Source organism: Nocardioides sp., from assembly GCF_031397825.1.
Classification (GTDB): Bacteria; Actinomycetota; Actinomycetes; order Propionibacteriales; family Nocardioidaceae; genus Nocardioides.
In genome coordinates, this window is sequence record NZ_JANNML010000002.1 from 17,264 (window position 1) to 30,397 (window position 13,134).

Consider the following 13,134-nt stretch of genomic DNA (forward strand, 5'->3'; position numbering starts at 1 on the left):
GAAGTGATCGCCTGCGTCAGTCACTCCGCGAGGCTACCCACAACCACCCGTGCGACGTAGAGCCAGTAGCGCTCGTCGCGTCCCTGGAGCAGCACCTGGAGCGGCTGGGCCTCGCTGTTGCCGAAGACGCCGCTCAACGCCTCGCCGAGGTCGGGAGCCTCGTCGGCCGACCAGATCGCCAGCGCCCCACCGGGACGGAGCACGGCCTTGGCCGCCGCGAGCAGGGGCTCCTCGTAGAGCGCGGCGTTGCCCTCGTGGACCAGGTAGCCGGGGCCGTTGTCGACGTCCAGCAGGATCAGGTCGTACGACGCCGGGCGGGCCTCGGCGAGGGCGACCGCCACGTCGCACACCACCAGGTGCACGCGCTCGTCGGCGAGCAGGGCCGGACCGTGGTGGATGGTGCCGTCGCGCATCCAGCCGACCAGGGCCTCCTCGATCTCGACCACGGCGCACCGCTCCACGCGGTGGTCGGCGAGCACCTCGTGCATCGTGAAGCCGAGGCCGAGCCCGCCGACGACGACGTGGCGGGGCTGCTCGACCAGGGCCAGCGCGGCGGTCGCGAGCGCACGCTCGGTGCTGACCTCGACGGTGTCCATCACGAAGGCCCCGTTGGCCCGCAGCTCCAGGGAGGGCGGGCCGTCCACGGACCGGCGCTCGCGCAGCACCAGCTCGCCGCGCTCGGACTCGGCGCGGGCGATCTCGACGTACTCCATGGGAGCAGTCTCGACTCCCCGCCCTGGGCGCCGACGCGAGGGGTCCCTCAGTCGAAGATCTCGCTGAGCCAGCTCTCCTTGCGCTTCTTCTTGTAGTGGCCCTGCTGGGGGTAGCCCTGCTGAGAGCCCTGCTGGCGGGGCTGCTGGTAGGTCTCGTAGCGGCCGTCCTGGTCCCGGCTGCGGTCCCGGTCGTCGCGGTCGTAGGACTGCTGCGGGGGAGCGGCCGGTGCGGCCGCGGGAGGCTGGAGGCTCATGGAGCGGTCGATGATCTTGTCGAGCTCGCCACGGTCGAGCCAGACGCCTCGGCACGTGGGGCAGTAGTCGATCTCGATGCCGCTGCGCTCGCTCATGACGAGCGTGGTCGCGTCGGTGGGGCACTGCATGTGGATCTCCTGTCGTCCTCCTGTGAACGCGTCGCGGGGCACGGGGGTTCCCTCCGCCCGCTGGGTATCGTCGAGACGACCGCACGACACGACGCCGATCCCAGGAGCGCCCATGACCCCGACCGAGCAGCCGCAGGACCAGAGCGAGGAGCAGGCCCAGTCCCAGGGGCAGGTGTCGGAGGTCGGCGCGATGGACCCGGCCGACGCCGACACCCCGATCTCCGACGACCAGTCGGTCGCGGGATCGCCCAGCGACGAGAGCGGGCGCCCCGACGAGGGCCCCACCGGTCCCAACTCCAAGCCCGACCACGCTCACGAGCCGCAGGGCTGATCCCTACTCCGCAGAGCGCACCCGGATGCCGGAGATCGGGACCGTGACGGTCCCGGAGGGGTCGGTGAAGAAGTCGTTGCCCTTGTCGTCGACGACGATGAAGGCGGGGAAGTCCTCGACCTCGATCTTCCAGACCGCCTCCATGCCGAGCTCTTCGTACTCGAGGACCGACACCGAGCGGATGCAGTCCTGGGCGAGACGGGCGGCCGGGCCGCCGATCGAGCCGAGGTAGAAGCCGCCGTGGGTGGCGCAGGCCTCGGTGACGACCTTGGAGCGGTTGCCCTTGGCCAGCATCACCATCGAGCCGCCGGCGGCCTGGAACTGCTCGACGTAGGAGTCCATCCGTCCGGCCGTGGTGGGGCCGAACGACCCGGAGGCCAGGCCCTCGGGGGTCTTGGCCGGTCCGGCGTAGTAGACGGGGTGGTCCTTGAGGTACTGCGGCATCTCCTCCCCGGCGTCGAGGAGCTCCTTGATCTTGGCGTGGGCGATGTCGCGCGCCACGACGAGCGGGCCGGTGAGCGAGAGCCGGGTCTTGACCGGGTGCTGCGAGAGGGTGGCCAGGATGTCGGCCATCGGCTGGTTGAGGTCGATCGGCACCACCTCGCCGCCCGCGATGTCGTCGGCCACGCCGGCGTCGGGCATGTAGTGGGCCGGATCGGTCTCGAGCTGCTCGAGGAAGACGCCCTCGGCGGTGATCTTGCCGAGGGCCTGGCGGTCGGCCGAGCAGGAGACCGCGATCGCCACGGGGCACGAAGCGCCGTGGCGGGGCAGGCGCACGACCCGGACGTCGTGGCAGAAGTACTTGCCGCCGAACTGCGCTCCGATCCCGAAGGACTGGGTCAGCTTGAAGACCTCCTCCTCGAGCTCCACGTCGCGGAAGCCGTGAGCGTCCATCGACCCGGACGTCGGGAGGTTGTCGAGGTAGTGCGCCGAGGCGTACTTGGCGGTCTTGAGCGCGAACTCCGCCGACGTGCCGCCGATGACGATCGCCAGGTGGTAGGGCGGACAGGCGGCCGTGCCGAGCGACCGGATCTTCTCGTCGAGGAACTCCAGCATCCGCTTCGGGTTCAGGACGGCCTTGGTCTCCTGGAAGAGGAAGGACTTGTTGGCCGAGCCGCCGCCCTTGGCCATGAAGAGGAACTTGTACTCCGGCTTCCCGTCCTTGCTCGGCGTGGAGTAGAGCTCGATCTGTGCCGGCAGGTTGGTGCCGGTGTTCTTCTCCTCCCACGTCGTCAGCGGTGCGAGCTGGGAGTAGCGCAAGTTCAGCTTCGTGTAGGCGTCGTAGACGCCCCGGCTGATCGCCTCGCCGTCGTCGACGCCCGTCAGCACGCCCTCGGACTTCTTGCCCATGACGATCGCGGTGCCGGTGTCCTGGCACATCGGCAGCACGCCGCCGGCGGAGATGTTGACGTTCTTGAGCAGGTCGAGCGCGACGAAGCGGTCGTTGCCCGACGCCTCCGGGTCGTCGATGATCGTGCGCAGCTGCGCGAGGTGGGCCGGGCGCAGGTAGTGGCTGATGTCGTGCATCGCCTCCGCCGTGAGGCGCTGGATCGCCTCGGGAGCGACGCGGAGGAACGTCTGGCCGTCCGTCTCGAAGGTGGACACCCCCTCCGTCGTGATCAGCCGATAAGGGGTGTCGTCCTTGCCGGTCGGGAGGAGGTCGGAGTAACGGAACTCAGCGCCAGTGCTCACGCGGTCAAGGGTATTCCTGTGCTCCCGCGGACCCGGCAGAGGACCGACGTAGGCTGCCGGACATGAGTGGCGAGCTCGAGCCCGACCCGGCGCGCATGCGCGTCTCCGACGCTCAACGTCACGAGGTGGCGGAGATCCTGAGGGAGGCCGCAGGGGACGGACGGATCGACCTCGGCGAGCTCGATGAGCGCCTCGAGGCGACCTTCGCCGCCAGGACCTACGCCGAGCTCGCACCGATCACGAGCGACCTGGCACCGGCCACCCGGTCGACCCAGCCGGTCCGGCCGACCGAGCGCGGGATCGCGATCATGAGCGGCTTCGAGCGCTCGGGCACCTGGACCGTCCCCGAGCACCTGACGGTGCTGTGCGTGATGGGAGGGGCCAACCTCGACCTGCGCCAGGCGTCGTACGCCGCCGACGAGGTCGTCATCACCGTCAACGCGATCATGGGCGGCGCATCCATCGTGGTCGGGCCGCACACCCGGGTGGTCCTCGAGGGCACCGGCATCATGGGCGGCTACTCCGGGCCGTCCGGGCTCGTGGCCGCCGAGCTCGACGAGACCTCGCCCACCGTCCGGGTGCGGGGAGTGGCGATCTGGGGCGGGGTCTCCGTGGAGCGCAAGCACGGCTGACCTCTCAGCCGTGACCACCAGTGCCCCGCGCAGCCAGGTCCATTAGGGTGACCCACGTCACTTCACGATGGATCGTCCGGCACGTACCTGCCGGTGAAGGAGCAGAAAATGGCAACAGTCACGTTCAAGAAGGCGCAACGCTGGTTCCCCGGGGCGGACAAGCCCACGGTGCCCGGCATCGACCTGGAGATCCGCGACGGGGAGTTCATGGTCCTCGTCGGGCCCTCCGGCTGCGGCAAGTCCACGACGCTGCGGATGCTCGCGGGGCTCGAGGAGGTCAACGAGGGCAGGATCTTCATCGGTGACAAGGACATCACCGACCTGCCCCCCAAGGACCGCGACATCGCGATGGTGTTCCAGAACTACGCGCTCTACCCGCACATGACGGTCGCCGACAACATGGGCTTCGCGCTCAAGATGGCGAAGGTGTCCCCGGAGGAGCGCACGAAGCGCGTCGCGGAGGCGGCCGAGATCCTCGGCCTGACCGACTTCCTCGACCGCAAGCCCAAGGCGCTGTCGGGTGGCCAGCGCCAGCGCGTGGCCATGGGCCGCGCGATCGTCCGGAGCCCTCAGGTGTTCTGCATGGACGAGCCGCTGTCCAACCTCGACGCCAAGATGCGCGTGCAGACCCGCACCGACATCGCCAAGCTCCAGGCCGACCTGGGCGTCACGACCGTCTACGTCACCCACGACCAGGTCGAGGCGATGACCATGGGCGACCGCGTCGCGGTGATGAAGGACGGCGACCTCCAGCAGGTCGACACCCCGCTCAACCTCTACGACAAGCCGGTCAACCTCTTCGTCGCGGGGTTCATCGGCTCCCCGCAGATGAACCTCATCAAGGCGACGGCCAACGACGGCAAGGCGCAGATCGGTCAGTACCAGGTGCCGGTCGACCCCACTGCTGCGAAGCGGATGGAGGGCAACATCACCGTCGGCGTCCGGCCCGAGTCCTGGCGCGTCGTCAGCGCCGAGGACGGCGGCCTGCCGGTCAAGGTGACCGTGGTCGAGGAGCTCGGCTCCGACGGCTTCGTCTACGGCACCTCCGACGTCGAGGGCACGCCCAACCACATCATCGTGCGCGTCAACGGCCGCGACACCGTGCACAAGGGCGAGACGATCTACGTCACGACCGACCCGCACAGCGTGCACGTGTTCGACACCGACACGGGGGCCCGCCTCAGCGAGTGAGCACCTGAGGTCCGGCTCGAGCCGACGGCCCGTCGCCCCTCGCGGGTGGCGGGCCGTCGTGCGTCAGCGGAGGCGGTCCGCCGTACGCCGGATGGCGCTGACGAAGGTCTCGAAGAGGGCGGGCGGCACGTCGTGGCCCATGCCGTCGATCAGCAGCAGCTCGGCGCCGGGGATGGCGGCCGCGGTGGCCCGCCCCCCGGAGACGTGGACCATCTTGTCGGCCAGGCCGTGCACGACGAGGGCCGGCATCGGCAGGCTGTGCAGCCGCGCGCCCCGGTCGGGCTGGGTCAGGATCGCCAGGGTCTGGCGCATGACGCCGCTGGCGCTGACGCCGCGGTCGAAGGTCTCGCCCGCGCGAGCCGTGATGCGCTCGTCGGTCTGCGGGTAGGCGGGGGAACCGATCATCTTCCACAGCGCCGCGCTGGACCTGATGTAGGCGTCGCGACCGGCGCCGCGGTTGGCGATGAGCGACGGCAGCAGGCCCGGGTGCTGCCAGCCGACGGTGCGCTTGCCGGTGGTCGACATGATGCTGACCAGGCTCCGCACGCGACGCGACTCGGCGATCGCCATCGTCTGCGCGATCATCCCGCCCATGGAGACCCCCACCACGTGGGCGGACTCGACGCCGAGGTGGTCCAGCAGCCCGAAGGCGTCCTCGGCCATGTGGACCAGGGTGTAGGGCGGCCTGACCCGGGTGCCGGCGAACGCCCGCACGAGCGTCGTACGACGCACGCGGGTGCCGCTGCGGCTCGAGCGGCCGGTGTCGCGGTTGTCGTAGCGGACCACGTAGAACCCGCGGCGCGCCAGCATCGCGCACAGCTCGTGGTCCCACCAGGTCATCGGTCCACCGAGCCCCATGACGAGCAGCAACGGCTCGTCGTCGGGGCTCCCGAACGTCTGGTAGCAGAGCTCCACGCCCTGCGACACGGGGGCGAAGAGCTCGCCGGAGACCGCGACCGGCACCTCGGCGGATGGGGCGTCGGGCTGCCGGCGCGCGCGTGGGGACATGTCACCGAGTCTCTCGCACGGGTGAGGAGGTGTCTTCGAATGGTCCGGATTTCCCACATACCCGTGTTACGTCCGCGTAACGTCGTCCAGATGAGCACCTCCACGCTGGCCTCCTTCCTCCTGCCGGAGGGCTATGCGCGGCCGGCGCTGGTGGCCGTGGCCCGCGAGGCGAGCCTCGTCACCGAGGCCGGACGCTATGCGCTGCGCTCGGTCGACGACGGCCGCACCCGGCGCAGCACCCCCTACACGGGCCGCGGGCCGGTGCGTGCGGCCGACCCGGTGCTGCTCGTGCCGGGCTTCCTGGCCGGCGACACGTCGCTGGCCCTCATGGCCGCGGCGCTGCGGAGGCAGGGCTACCGCACCTACCGCTCGACGATCCGCGCCAACATCGGCTGCACCCTCAACGCCGCCGCCCAGCTCGAGTCGCGGCTGGAGTCGATCGCGATCCGCCGCGGCAGGCGGGTGCAGGTCGTCGGCCACAGCCTCGGCGGGATGCTCGCGCGTGGGATCGCCGTGCGCCGCCCCGACCTCGTCTCCGGGATCATCACGATGGGCAGCCCGATGCTGGCTCCCGGCGCCCACCACCGCGCCCTCACCGCTGGGGTCGACGTGCTCGTGCGGCTGAGCCGGGCCGGCGTGCCGGGCCTCATGTCGGAGGAGTGCGTCGCGGGCAGCTGCGCGCGCCAGAGCTTCGACGAGAGCCGCGAGGCGGTGCCCCTCGGCGTCGGCTTCACCGCGATCTACTCCAGGCGCGACGGGATCGTCGACTGGCGCGCCTGCGTCGACCCCGCGGCACACGCCATCGAGGTCCGGGCCTCGCACGTCGGGATGGCCATCGACCCGCGCGTCATCGACCACGTGGTCGAGTCGCTGCGCCGCCAGGCGCAGCCCGTCTCAGTCGAAGTCGATCGCGGAATAACTGCGTAGCTTCTGGAGCTTGTGCTCGCTGGTGATCGAGCGGATCGTGCCACTGCGCGAGCGCATGACCAGGGAGTGGGTCGTCGCACCACCGGAGCGGTAGCGCACGCCGCGCATCAGGTCGCCGTCGGTGATGCCGGTGGCGACGAAGAAGCAGTCGTCCCCGGTGACGAGGTCGTCGGTGTGGAGGACGAAGTCGCGGTCGAGGTTGTGCCCCGCGTCGAGCGCACGCTGCCGCTCGGCGTCGTCCTGGGGCCACAGCTGGCCCTGGATCACGCCGCCCATGCACTTCATCGCGCAGGCGGTGATGATCGCCTCGGGGGTGCCGCCGATGCCGAGGAGCAGGTCGACGCCGCTGTCGGGGCGAGCGGCCGAGATCGCGCCGGCGACGTCGCCGTCGACGATGAACTTGATGCGGGCACCGGTGGCCCGGATCTCCTCGGCGAGCGCCTCGTGGCGCGGGCGGTCGAGCAGCATGACGGTGACGTCCTCGGGCTTGCCGCCCTTGGCCTTGGCGACCCGGTGGATGTTCTCCGCGACGGGGAAGCGGATGTCGACGACGTCGGCGGCCTCGGGACCCGTTGCGAGCTTGTCCATGTAGAACACCGCGGACGGGTCGTACATCGAGCCGCGCGGGGAGACCGCGAGCACGGCGACCGCGTTGGCCATCCCCTTGGCGGTCAGCGTGGTGCCGTCGATCGGGTCGACGGCCACGTCGCACTCGGGGCCGGTGCCGTCGCCGACCTTCTCGCCGTTGTAGAGCATGGGCGCGTTGTCCTTCTCGCCCTCGCCGATCACGACGGTGCCGTTCATGCCGATGGTCGAGATCATCACGCGCATCGCGTTGACCGCCACGCCGTCGGCACCGTTCTTGTCGCCCTTGCCCACCCAGCGGCCGGCCGCCATCGCGGCGGCTTCGGTGACCCGCACCAGCTCGAGCGCGAGGTTGCGGTCGGGGGACTGGGGCGCGACGTCCAGGGTGGGTTCCATGGTCGGCATCGTAACGGTGTCCGTCACCTCTCCCGGTCCGCCGCGTAGGTCTGGACCGCCGTCTCCTTGACGGAGAGCCACACGTCGCGGCCCGGGGTCAGCCCGAGCTCGGTGGCCGCACCGGGGGTCACGTCGGCGAGGAGCTCCCGCGGGGCGGGTCCGTGAGCGGCGACGAGGAGGCGTACGGCGTCGCCGTGCGGCGCGACGCTGGCGATCGGGCCGTGCCACTGGTGGCGCGCGGAGCCCTCGGGCCGGCGCACCGACACGGTCACCGAGCTGGGGGTGAAGGAGCGGTAGGTCTCGCCGTCGCGGATGACGTTGAGCCCCACGAGCCGCGCGACGTGCTCGGTGAGCGGGCGGGCCGCCACCTCCTGGGGGCTGCCGGACTGGGCGACCCGACCCTCGTCGACCACCAGGACCCGGTCGGCCAGGGTCAGCGCGTCGATCGCGTCGTGGGTGACCAGCAGGCTCACCCCGGCGTAGTCGGCCAGGTGGCGGGCCAGCTCGATCCGCAGGCTGGTGGCGACGCCGACGTCGAGCCCGGCGAAGGGCTCGTCGAGCAGCAGCAGCTGGGGCTCGGACGCCAGGGCGCGGGCGATCGCGACGCGTTGGGCCTGGCCGCCGGAGAGCTCGCCGGGCTTGCGACCGGCCAGGTGGCCAATGGCGAAGCGGTCGAGCCACCCCTGGGCGACCTGCTCGGCCGCGCGCCGCGGCGTACGACGGGACTGGAGGCCGAAGGCCACGTTGGCCAGGGCGGTGAGGTGGGGGAAGAGCGACTGGTCCTGGAAGACGAAGCCGAGGCGCCGCTCGCGCACCAGACGCGGTGGGTCGCTCCAGCTCTCGCCGTCGACGGTGACGTGGCCGGTCATCTCGACCAGGCCGGCCAGCGCGCGCAACAGGGTGGTCTTCCCGGCGCCGTTGGGGCCGATGACGGCGACGACCGAGCCGGGCGGCGCCTGGAGGGTCGCCTCGAGACGGTCGGGGACGTGGATGCGGGCGTCGAGGCCGGTCCTGGTCCCGGTCATGGCGTCGTCAGCCAGCGGTTGCGCAGGGCGGCGAGGATCGCGACGGAGGCGAGCAGCAGGATCATGCTGAGCGTGCGCGCGAGCGCGGGGTCGCCCTGGAGGGTCGTGTAGATCAGCGACGGCATCGTCTGGGTGGTGCCGGGGTAGTTGCCGGCGAAGGTGATCGTCGCGCCGAACTCGCCCAGCGAGCGGGCCCACGCCAGCACGGAGCCCGCGAGGATGCCCGGCATGGCCAGCGGCAGCGTGACCCGGCGGAAGGTCGTCCAGCGGGTGGCGCCCAGGGTGGCGGCGACGACGTCGAAGCGCTCGCCGGAGGAGCGCATCGCGCCCTCGACGCTGAGCACGTAGAACGGCATCGACACGAAGGTGTGGGCGATGACGACGGCGCCGGTCGTGTAGGGCAGCGTGATCCCGCCGTCGCGCAGCAGCGGGCCGACCAGGCCGTTGCGGCCGAGTGCGGTGACGAGGGCGACGCCGGCGACGACGGGCGGCAGGACCAGCGGCACGGCGACGGCGGCGCGCAGCACCGCCCGGCCGCGGAAGTCGACGCGGGCCAGCAGCCACGCCAACGGGGTGCCGAGCACCAGGCAGGCGACCACCGTGGCGCCCGAGGCGACCGCGGTGAGCCGTAGCGCCTCGCGGACCGGCTCGCTGCCGAGCTGGTCGAGGAAGGTCGACCAGGGGGTGTCGAGGACCAGGGCGACCAGGGGCAGGACCAGCAGGCCGGCGGCGATCGCGGCGGGGACGACCAGGACCGCCGGTGGTCGACCGAGGGTCTGCCGCGTCGTCGGGTCGCTGCGTCGGACCATCAGCTCGGCGGGCCGAAGCCGGCGTTAGCGAGCGTCTGCTGGCCGGCCTCGGAGAGCACCAGGTCGACGAACTCCTGCGCGAGGCCGGACTCCCCGGACTGCACCAGCGGCGCGATCGGGTAGGAGGTCACCTGCTCGGCGGCGCCCGGGATCTCCACGGTGGTGACCGCGTCCCCGGCGGCGACCGCGTCGGTCGCGTAGACGAAGCCCGCGTCGGCCTCGTCGGTGATGACCTTGGACAGGACCGCCTTCACGTCCACCTCGAGACTGGAAGGCTCGGCCGTGAGGCCGGTGCTCTCGATCAGGGCCGCAGCCACCTTGCCGCACGGGGCGGTGTCGACGCAGACGATGTAGGTGACCTCACCCGAGCCCAGGTCGTCGTAGGAGGTGATGCCGGCCGGGTTGTCGGCGGGCAGCGCCAGCACCATGGTGTTGGTCGCGAAGAGCTGCGGGTCGGCGGCCAGGGCCTCGCTCGCGTCGTCCATCGTCGCGGTGTCGGCCGTGGCCAGCACGTCGGCCGGCGCGCCGCCCACGGCCTGCTCGGCCAACGTGGCCGAGGAGTCGAAGGCGAGCTTGACGCTCACACCCTCGTGCTCGGCCTCGAAGTCCTCCGCGAGCGCGGTGAAGGTGTCGGTCAGGGAGGCCGCCGCGAGAACGGTGATCGTGGTGTCGCCGCCAGCGCTGCCGCCGTCGCCCCCGTCGTCGGAGCCGCAGGCGGCCAGGGGGAGCAGGAGGGCGAGCAGGGCGCCGGGGGCCAGGGCTCGGGCGGGTTGCCACATCTGCTTCATCAGGCACGCTCCACGACGACGTTGGTGGACTTGACCGAGGCGACGGCGCGCACCCCGGGGCGGAGGCCGAGCTCGTCGGCCGCCTCGGCACTCATCAGCGACACGACCCGGTAGGGCCCGCAGATCAGGTCGACCTGGGCCATGACGGTGTCCTTCTTGATCCGGACGACGATGCCGGTGAGCCGGTTGCGGGCGCTCACGGCGGAGGCCCGCCCGGGGTCGGGGTCGCGGCCGTCGGCGAGGGACTCGGCCAGCTCGGCCAGGTCCTCACCGGCGATCGTGCTGCGCCCGTCGACCGACGTGGCCGCGACCTTGCCGGCCTCGATCCAGCGGCGCAGGGTGTCGTCGCTGACGCCGAGGATCTCGGCTGCCTCCGCAACTCGGTAGATGTTCACGCTCAGATCATGCCGCACCTGCGGTCAAGTGACCAGTCACAGTGCCGCAACTGCGGCAGTCAGGAAGACCTTCGCGTCGAGGCTCACGACGGCCGTCACCGCGGCGGCCCCGGCCGCGAGGTGGGCGAGGGTCGGCACACGGCGAATTCAGGGCACCTGTGACACTGGTCCGGTGAGCGAGAGCGGGACGCCCGGGCGTTACAACAGGTCGGTCGACGGTCTGGTGGCCGCGCTGGTCATCACGGTCGTGGCGGTGCTGGCGTGGGTGGTCTTCCGCGCCCTGACCAGCCAGGACGAGGAGATCGAGCGGGACGCGGTCGACTACCTCGAGACCGTCCAGCTCGCCCAGGACGCCGACGTGGAGATCGCCTATCCCCCCACGCTGCCCGAGGGGTGGAAGGCGACCAACGTGACGATCGTGCCGGGGGAGCGGCCGGCCTTCGGCCTGTCGATCCTCACCGACGCGGGGACGTTCGTGGGTGTGCGCCAGGAGGACGAGGCGCTCGACGAGCTGCTCGCGACCTATGTCGACGAGGAGCCGGACAACATCTCCGAGGAGGACGCGCTGTCCGTGGACAGCCCGATCGCCACGTCGTGGGAGGGCTACTCCGACGAGGGCGGCGACCTCGCCTATGCGGCCGAGCTCGGCGAGGAGCAGCTGCTGGTCTACGGATCGGCCAGTCGGGCCGATCTCACGCTGCTGATCGAGCTGCTCACCACGGAGCCTCTGACTCCCTGAGTCGTCCGCGACGTCATGCGTGCTGTGGAGTCGCAGGCTCGGAGCGCATGACGTCCCGGCTCAGTCTTCCTCGGCCTCGATGACCGCGTCGAGCCGGGCACGCGCTCCGTCGAGCCAGGTCTGGCAGACGGTGGCGAGCTGCTCACCGCGCTCCCAGAGCGCCAGTGACTCCTCGAGCGTCGTACCGCCGGTCTCGAGTCGTCTCACGACGTCGAGCAGCTCGTCGCGGGCGGCCTCGTAGGAGGGGGTCTCGTCACTCATGCGGGCTCGTCTTCCTCGTGCACGGTCGGGGGAGTGGGGTCGGGGGTGGCAGCGGTGATCGTCGCGGCGATGCGGCCGTCGGCGACGCGGACGCTGATCCTCTGCTTCGCCGCGAGTCCGTCGACCGACGACACGACGTGTCCGTCGTCGTCCTGGACCACGGCGTAACCGCGCCGGAGGGTCGCGAGCGGGGAGAGGGCGCGGGCGCGGGCGCGGTGGTGGCCGATGTCGTCGGCGGCGCGGTCGAGGGCGTGGCGCAGCGTGCGGCGGGCCCGCTCACGCAGGGCGACGAGCTCGGCGTCGCGCGCGTCGAGCAGTGAGCGCGGGTCGGCCATCGCCGGGCGTGAGCGGAGCTGGTCGAGGCGTGACTGCTCCTGGTGGATCCGACCGCCCACGGCCTGGCGCATGCGCAGCCGGGCCTGGGCGATGCCGGCCAGCTCCTGGCCCACGTCGGGGACGACGAGCTTGGCGGCGTCGGTGGGCGTGGACGCGCGTACGTCGGCGACCAGGTCGAGCAGCGGGGTGTCGGGCTCGTGGCCGATGGCGGAGACGACCGGGGTGCGCGCCTTGGCGACCGCCCGGATCAGGCCCTCGTCGGAGAACGGCAGCAGGTCCTCGACGGCCCCGCCGCCCCGGGCGATCACGATCACGTCGACGGTCGGGTCGCGGTCGAGCCGGTCGAGCGCCTCCATGACCTCGGCGGCGGACCGGGTGCCCTGCATGGCGGCGTGGCGGACCTCGAAGGCCACCGCCGGCCAGCGCCGGCGGGCGTTCTCGAGCACGTCGCGCTCGGCCGCCGAGTTGGGCGCCGTGACCAGCCCGACCTTGCCGGGCAGGAACGGCAGCCGCCGCTTGCGGGCCTGGTCGAAGAGACCCTCGGCGGCCAGGAGCTGACGCCGCTGCTCGAGACGGGCCAGCAGCTCGCCCAGCCCGACCATCCGGATCTCGCGGGCATAGAGCGACATCGTGCCGCGGGTCGCGTAGTAGGACGGCTTCGCGTGGATCACGACACTGGCGCCCTCGACGAGCGGCGGATTGAGCCCGTCGTACATCACCCGCGAGCAGGTCACCGGCACCGAGATGTCGGCCACCGAGTCGCGCAGCGTGAGGAACACCGTGCCCACGCCCGGTCGGCGGCTCACCTGCGCCACCTGCCCCTCGACCCACACGGCCCCCAGCCGGTCGACCCAGCCGGAGATCGCGTTGGCGATCTGCCGCACCGGCGCCGGCGACTGGGGTGAGGTGTCCAGGGCCATGCG

At 71.7% G+C, this 13,134-nt stretch carries 16 protein-coding genes; 5 read left to right on the forward strand and 11 right to left on the reverse strand.

The window, feature by feature from the left end; genetic code table 11:
* Positions 1–20 precede the first annotated feature (20 nt).
* Both RMN98_RS00100 and RMN98_RS00105 read right to left on the reverse strand, forming a co-directional pair.
* Positions 21–713, reverse strand: a complete 693-nt coding sequence (locus RMN98_RS00100) for a hypothetical protein (protein ID WP_309646759.1) — start codon at positions 711–713, stop codon at positions 21–23.
* A 47-nt stretch (positions 714–760) separates the two neighbouring features.
* Positions 761–1,096, reverse strand: a complete 336-nt coding sequence (locus tag RMN98_RS00105; RefSeq protein WP_309646760.1) for a zf-TFIIB domain-containing protein — start codon at positions 1,094–1,096, stop codon at positions 761–763.
* Positions 1,097–1,208: 112 nt separating this feature from the next.
* Here RMN98_RS00105 and RMN98_RS00110 point away from each other — a divergent pair, with 112 nt between their 5' ends.
* The gene (locus tag RMN98_RS00110) at positions 1,209–1,427 is read left to right on the forward strand and encodes a hypothetical protein (protein ID WP_309646761.1); all 219 of its coding nucleotides are present in this window, start codon (positions 1,209–1,211) and stop codon (positions 1,425–1,427) included.
* 3 nt (positions 1,428–1,430) lie between these two features.
* On the opposite strand, the gene RMN98_RS00115 is transcribed toward RMN98_RS00110, so the two are convergent.
* Complete coding sequence (locus RMN98_RS00115; protein ID WP_309646762.1) at positions 1,431–3,119, reverse strand: fumarate hydratase; 1,689 nt, start codon at positions 3,117–3,119, stop codon at positions 1,431–1,433.
* Positions 3,120–3,181: 62 nt separating this feature from the next.
* Between RMN98_RS00115 and RMN98_RS00120 the strand changes: the two genes are divergently transcribed.
* Complete coding sequence (locus RMN98_RS00120) at positions 3,182–3,751, forward strand: DUF1707 domain-containing protein (protein ID WP_309646763.1); 570 nt, start codon at positions 3,182–3,184, stop codon at positions 3,749–3,751.
* A gap of 108 nt (positions 3,752–3,859) precedes the next feature.
* Positions 3,860–4,942 carry an ABC transporter ATP-binding protein gene (locus RMN98_RS00125; protein ID WP_309646764.1) on the forward strand — a complete coding sequence of 361 codons (1,083 nt, stop codon included), beginning with the start codon at positions 3,860–3,862 and terminating at the stop codon, positions 4,940–4,942.
* 63 nt (positions 4,943–5,005) lie between these two features.
* Here RMN98_RS00125 and RMN98_RS00130 read toward each other — a convergent pair whose 3' ends face one another.
* Positions 5,006–5,950 carry an alpha/beta hydrolase gene (locus tag RMN98_RS00130; RefSeq protein ID WP_309646765.1) on the reverse strand — a complete coding sequence of 315 codons (945 nt, stop codon included), beginning with the start codon at positions 5,948–5,950 and terminating at the stop codon, positions 5,006–5,008.
* A 90-nt stretch (positions 5,951–6,040) separates the two neighbouring features.
* On the opposite strand from RMN98_RS00130, the gene RMN98_RS00135 reads away from it, so the two are divergent.
* On the forward strand, positions 6,041–6,877 hold the full coding sequence (locus tag RMN98_RS00135) for an alpha/beta fold hydrolase (RefSeq protein ID WP_309646766.1): 837 nt from the start codon (positions 6,041–6,043) through the stop codon (positions 6,875–6,877).
* Here the strand turns inward: RMN98_RS00135 and glpX are convergent.
* The 5 genes from glpX to RMN98_RS00160 are packed head-to-tail and all read right to left on the reverse strand — an operon-like array spanning position 6,845 to position 10,875.
* Entirely contained in the window at positions 6,845–7,858 is a 1,014-nt protein-coding gene (glpX, locus tag RMN98_RS00140) for a class II fructose-bisphosphatase (RefSeq protein ID WP_397208402.1), read from the reverse strand. The two genes, RMN98_RS00135 and glpX, sit on opposite strands and share 33 nt — an antisense overlap.
* A gap of 23 nt (positions 7,859–7,881) precedes the next feature.
* Positions 7,882–8,883, reverse strand: coding sequence for an ABC transporter ATP-binding protein (locus tag RMN98_RS00145; protein WP_309646768.1), 1,002 nt, complete (start codon positions 8,881–8,883; stop codon positions 7,882–7,884).
* The gene (locus tag RMN98_RS00150) at positions 8,880–9,692 is read right to left on the reverse strand and encodes an ABC transporter permease (protein WP_309646769.1); all 813 of its coding nucleotides are present in this window, start codon (positions 9,690–9,692) and stop codon (positions 8,880–8,882) included. The genes RMN98_RS00145 and RMN98_RS00150 overlap by 4 nt, the downstream gene beginning before the upstream one ends.
* Positions 9,692–10,480, reverse strand: a complete 789-nt coding sequence (gene modA / locus RMN98_RS00155) for a molybdate ABC transporter substrate-binding protein (protein ID WP_309646770.1) — start codon at positions 10,478–10,480, stop codon at positions 9,692–9,694. Before modA ends, RMN98_RS00150 begins: the two co-directional genes overlap by 1 nt.
* Positions 10,480–10,875, reverse strand: coding sequence for a helix-turn-helix domain-containing protein (locus RMN98_RS00160; protein ID WP_309646771.1), 396 nt, complete (start codon positions 10,873–10,875; stop codon positions 10,480–10,482). Before RMN98_RS00160 ends, modA begins: the two co-directional genes overlap by 1 nt.
* A 172-nt stretch (positions 10,876–11,047) precedes the next feature.
* Here RMN98_RS00160 and RMN98_RS00165 point away from each other — a divergent pair, with 172 nt between their 5' ends.
* A complete protein-coding gene (locus tag RMN98_RS00165) occupies positions 11,048–11,614 on the forward strand; it encodes a DUF4245 family protein (RefSeq protein WP_309646772.1) in 567 nt (188 codons plus the stop codon).
* Between the two features lie 60 nt (positions 11,615–11,674).
* Here RMN98_RS00165 and RMN98_RS00170 read toward each other — a convergent pair whose 3' ends face one another.
* Positions 11,675–11,875: an exodeoxyribonuclease VII small subunit gene (locus RMN98_RS00170; RefSeq protein WP_309646773.1), complete on the reverse strand. Its 201-nt coding sequence runs from the start codon at positions 11,873–11,875 to the stop codon at positions 11,675–11,677.
* Complete coding sequence (gene xseA, locus RMN98_RS00175; RefSeq protein ID WP_309646774.1) at positions 11,872–13,131, reverse strand: exodeoxyribonuclease VII large subunit; 1,260 nt, start codon at positions 13,129–13,131, stop codon at positions 11,872–11,874. Before xseA ends, RMN98_RS00170 begins: the two co-directional genes overlap by 4 nt.
* Positions 13,132–13,134: the final 3 nt, after the last annotated feature.

Bases quoted from the DNA above. Each gene is read 5' to 3' on its own strand.
- RMN98_RS00105 (WP_309646760.1), bottom strand. From the start codon at position 1,096: ATGCAGTGCCCCACCGACGCGACCACGCTCGTCATGAGCGAGCGCAGC.
- RMN98_RS00125 (WP_309646764.1), top strand. From the start codon at position 3,860: ATGGCAACAGTCACGTTCAAGAAGGCGCAACGCTGGTTCCCCGGGGCG.
- glpX (WP_397208402.1), bottom strand. From the start codon at position 7,858: ATGGAACCCACCCTGGACGTCGCGCCCCAGTCCCCCGACCGCAACCTC.
- modA (WP_309646770.1), bottom strand. From the start codon at position 10,480: ATGAAGCAGATGTGGCAACCCGCCCGAGCCCTGGCCCCCGGCGCCCTG.
- RMN98_RS00110 (WP_309646761.1), top strand. From the start codon at position 1,209: ATGACCCCGACCGAGCAGCCGCAGGACCAGAGCGAGGAGCAGGCCCAG.
- RMN98_RS00120 (WP_309646763.1), top strand. From the start codon at position 3,182: ATGAGTGGCGAGCTCGAGCCCGACCCGGCGCGCATGCGCGTCTCCGAC.
- RMN98_RS00150 (WP_309646769.1), bottom strand. From the start codon at position 9,692: ATGGTCCGACGCAGCGACCCGACGACGCGGCAGACCCTCGGTCGACCA.
- RMN98_RS00130 (WP_309646765.1), bottom strand. From the start codon at position 5,950: ATGTCCCCACGCGCGCGCCGGCAGCCCGACGCCCCATCCGCCGAGGTG.
- RMN98_RS00100 (WP_309646759.1), bottom strand. From the start codon at position 713: ATGGAGTACGTCGAGATCGCCCGCGCCGAGTCCGAGCGCGGCGAGCTG.
- RMN98_RS00170 (WP_309646773.1), bottom strand. From the start codon at position 11,875: ATGAGTGACGAGACCCCCTCCTACGAGGCCGCCCGCGACGAGCTGCTC.
- RMN98_RS00145 (WP_309646768.1), bottom strand. From the start codon at position 8,883: ATGACCGGGACCAGGACCGGCCTCGACGCCCGCATCCACGTCCCCGAC.
- RMN98_RS00135 (WP_309646766.1), top strand. From the start codon at position 6,041: ATGAGCACCTCCACGCTGGCCTCCTTCCTCCTGCCGGAGGGCTATGCG.
- xseA (WP_309646774.1), bottom strand. From the start codon at position 13,131: ATGGCCCTGGACACCTCACCCCAGTCGCCGGCGCCGGTGCGGCAGATC.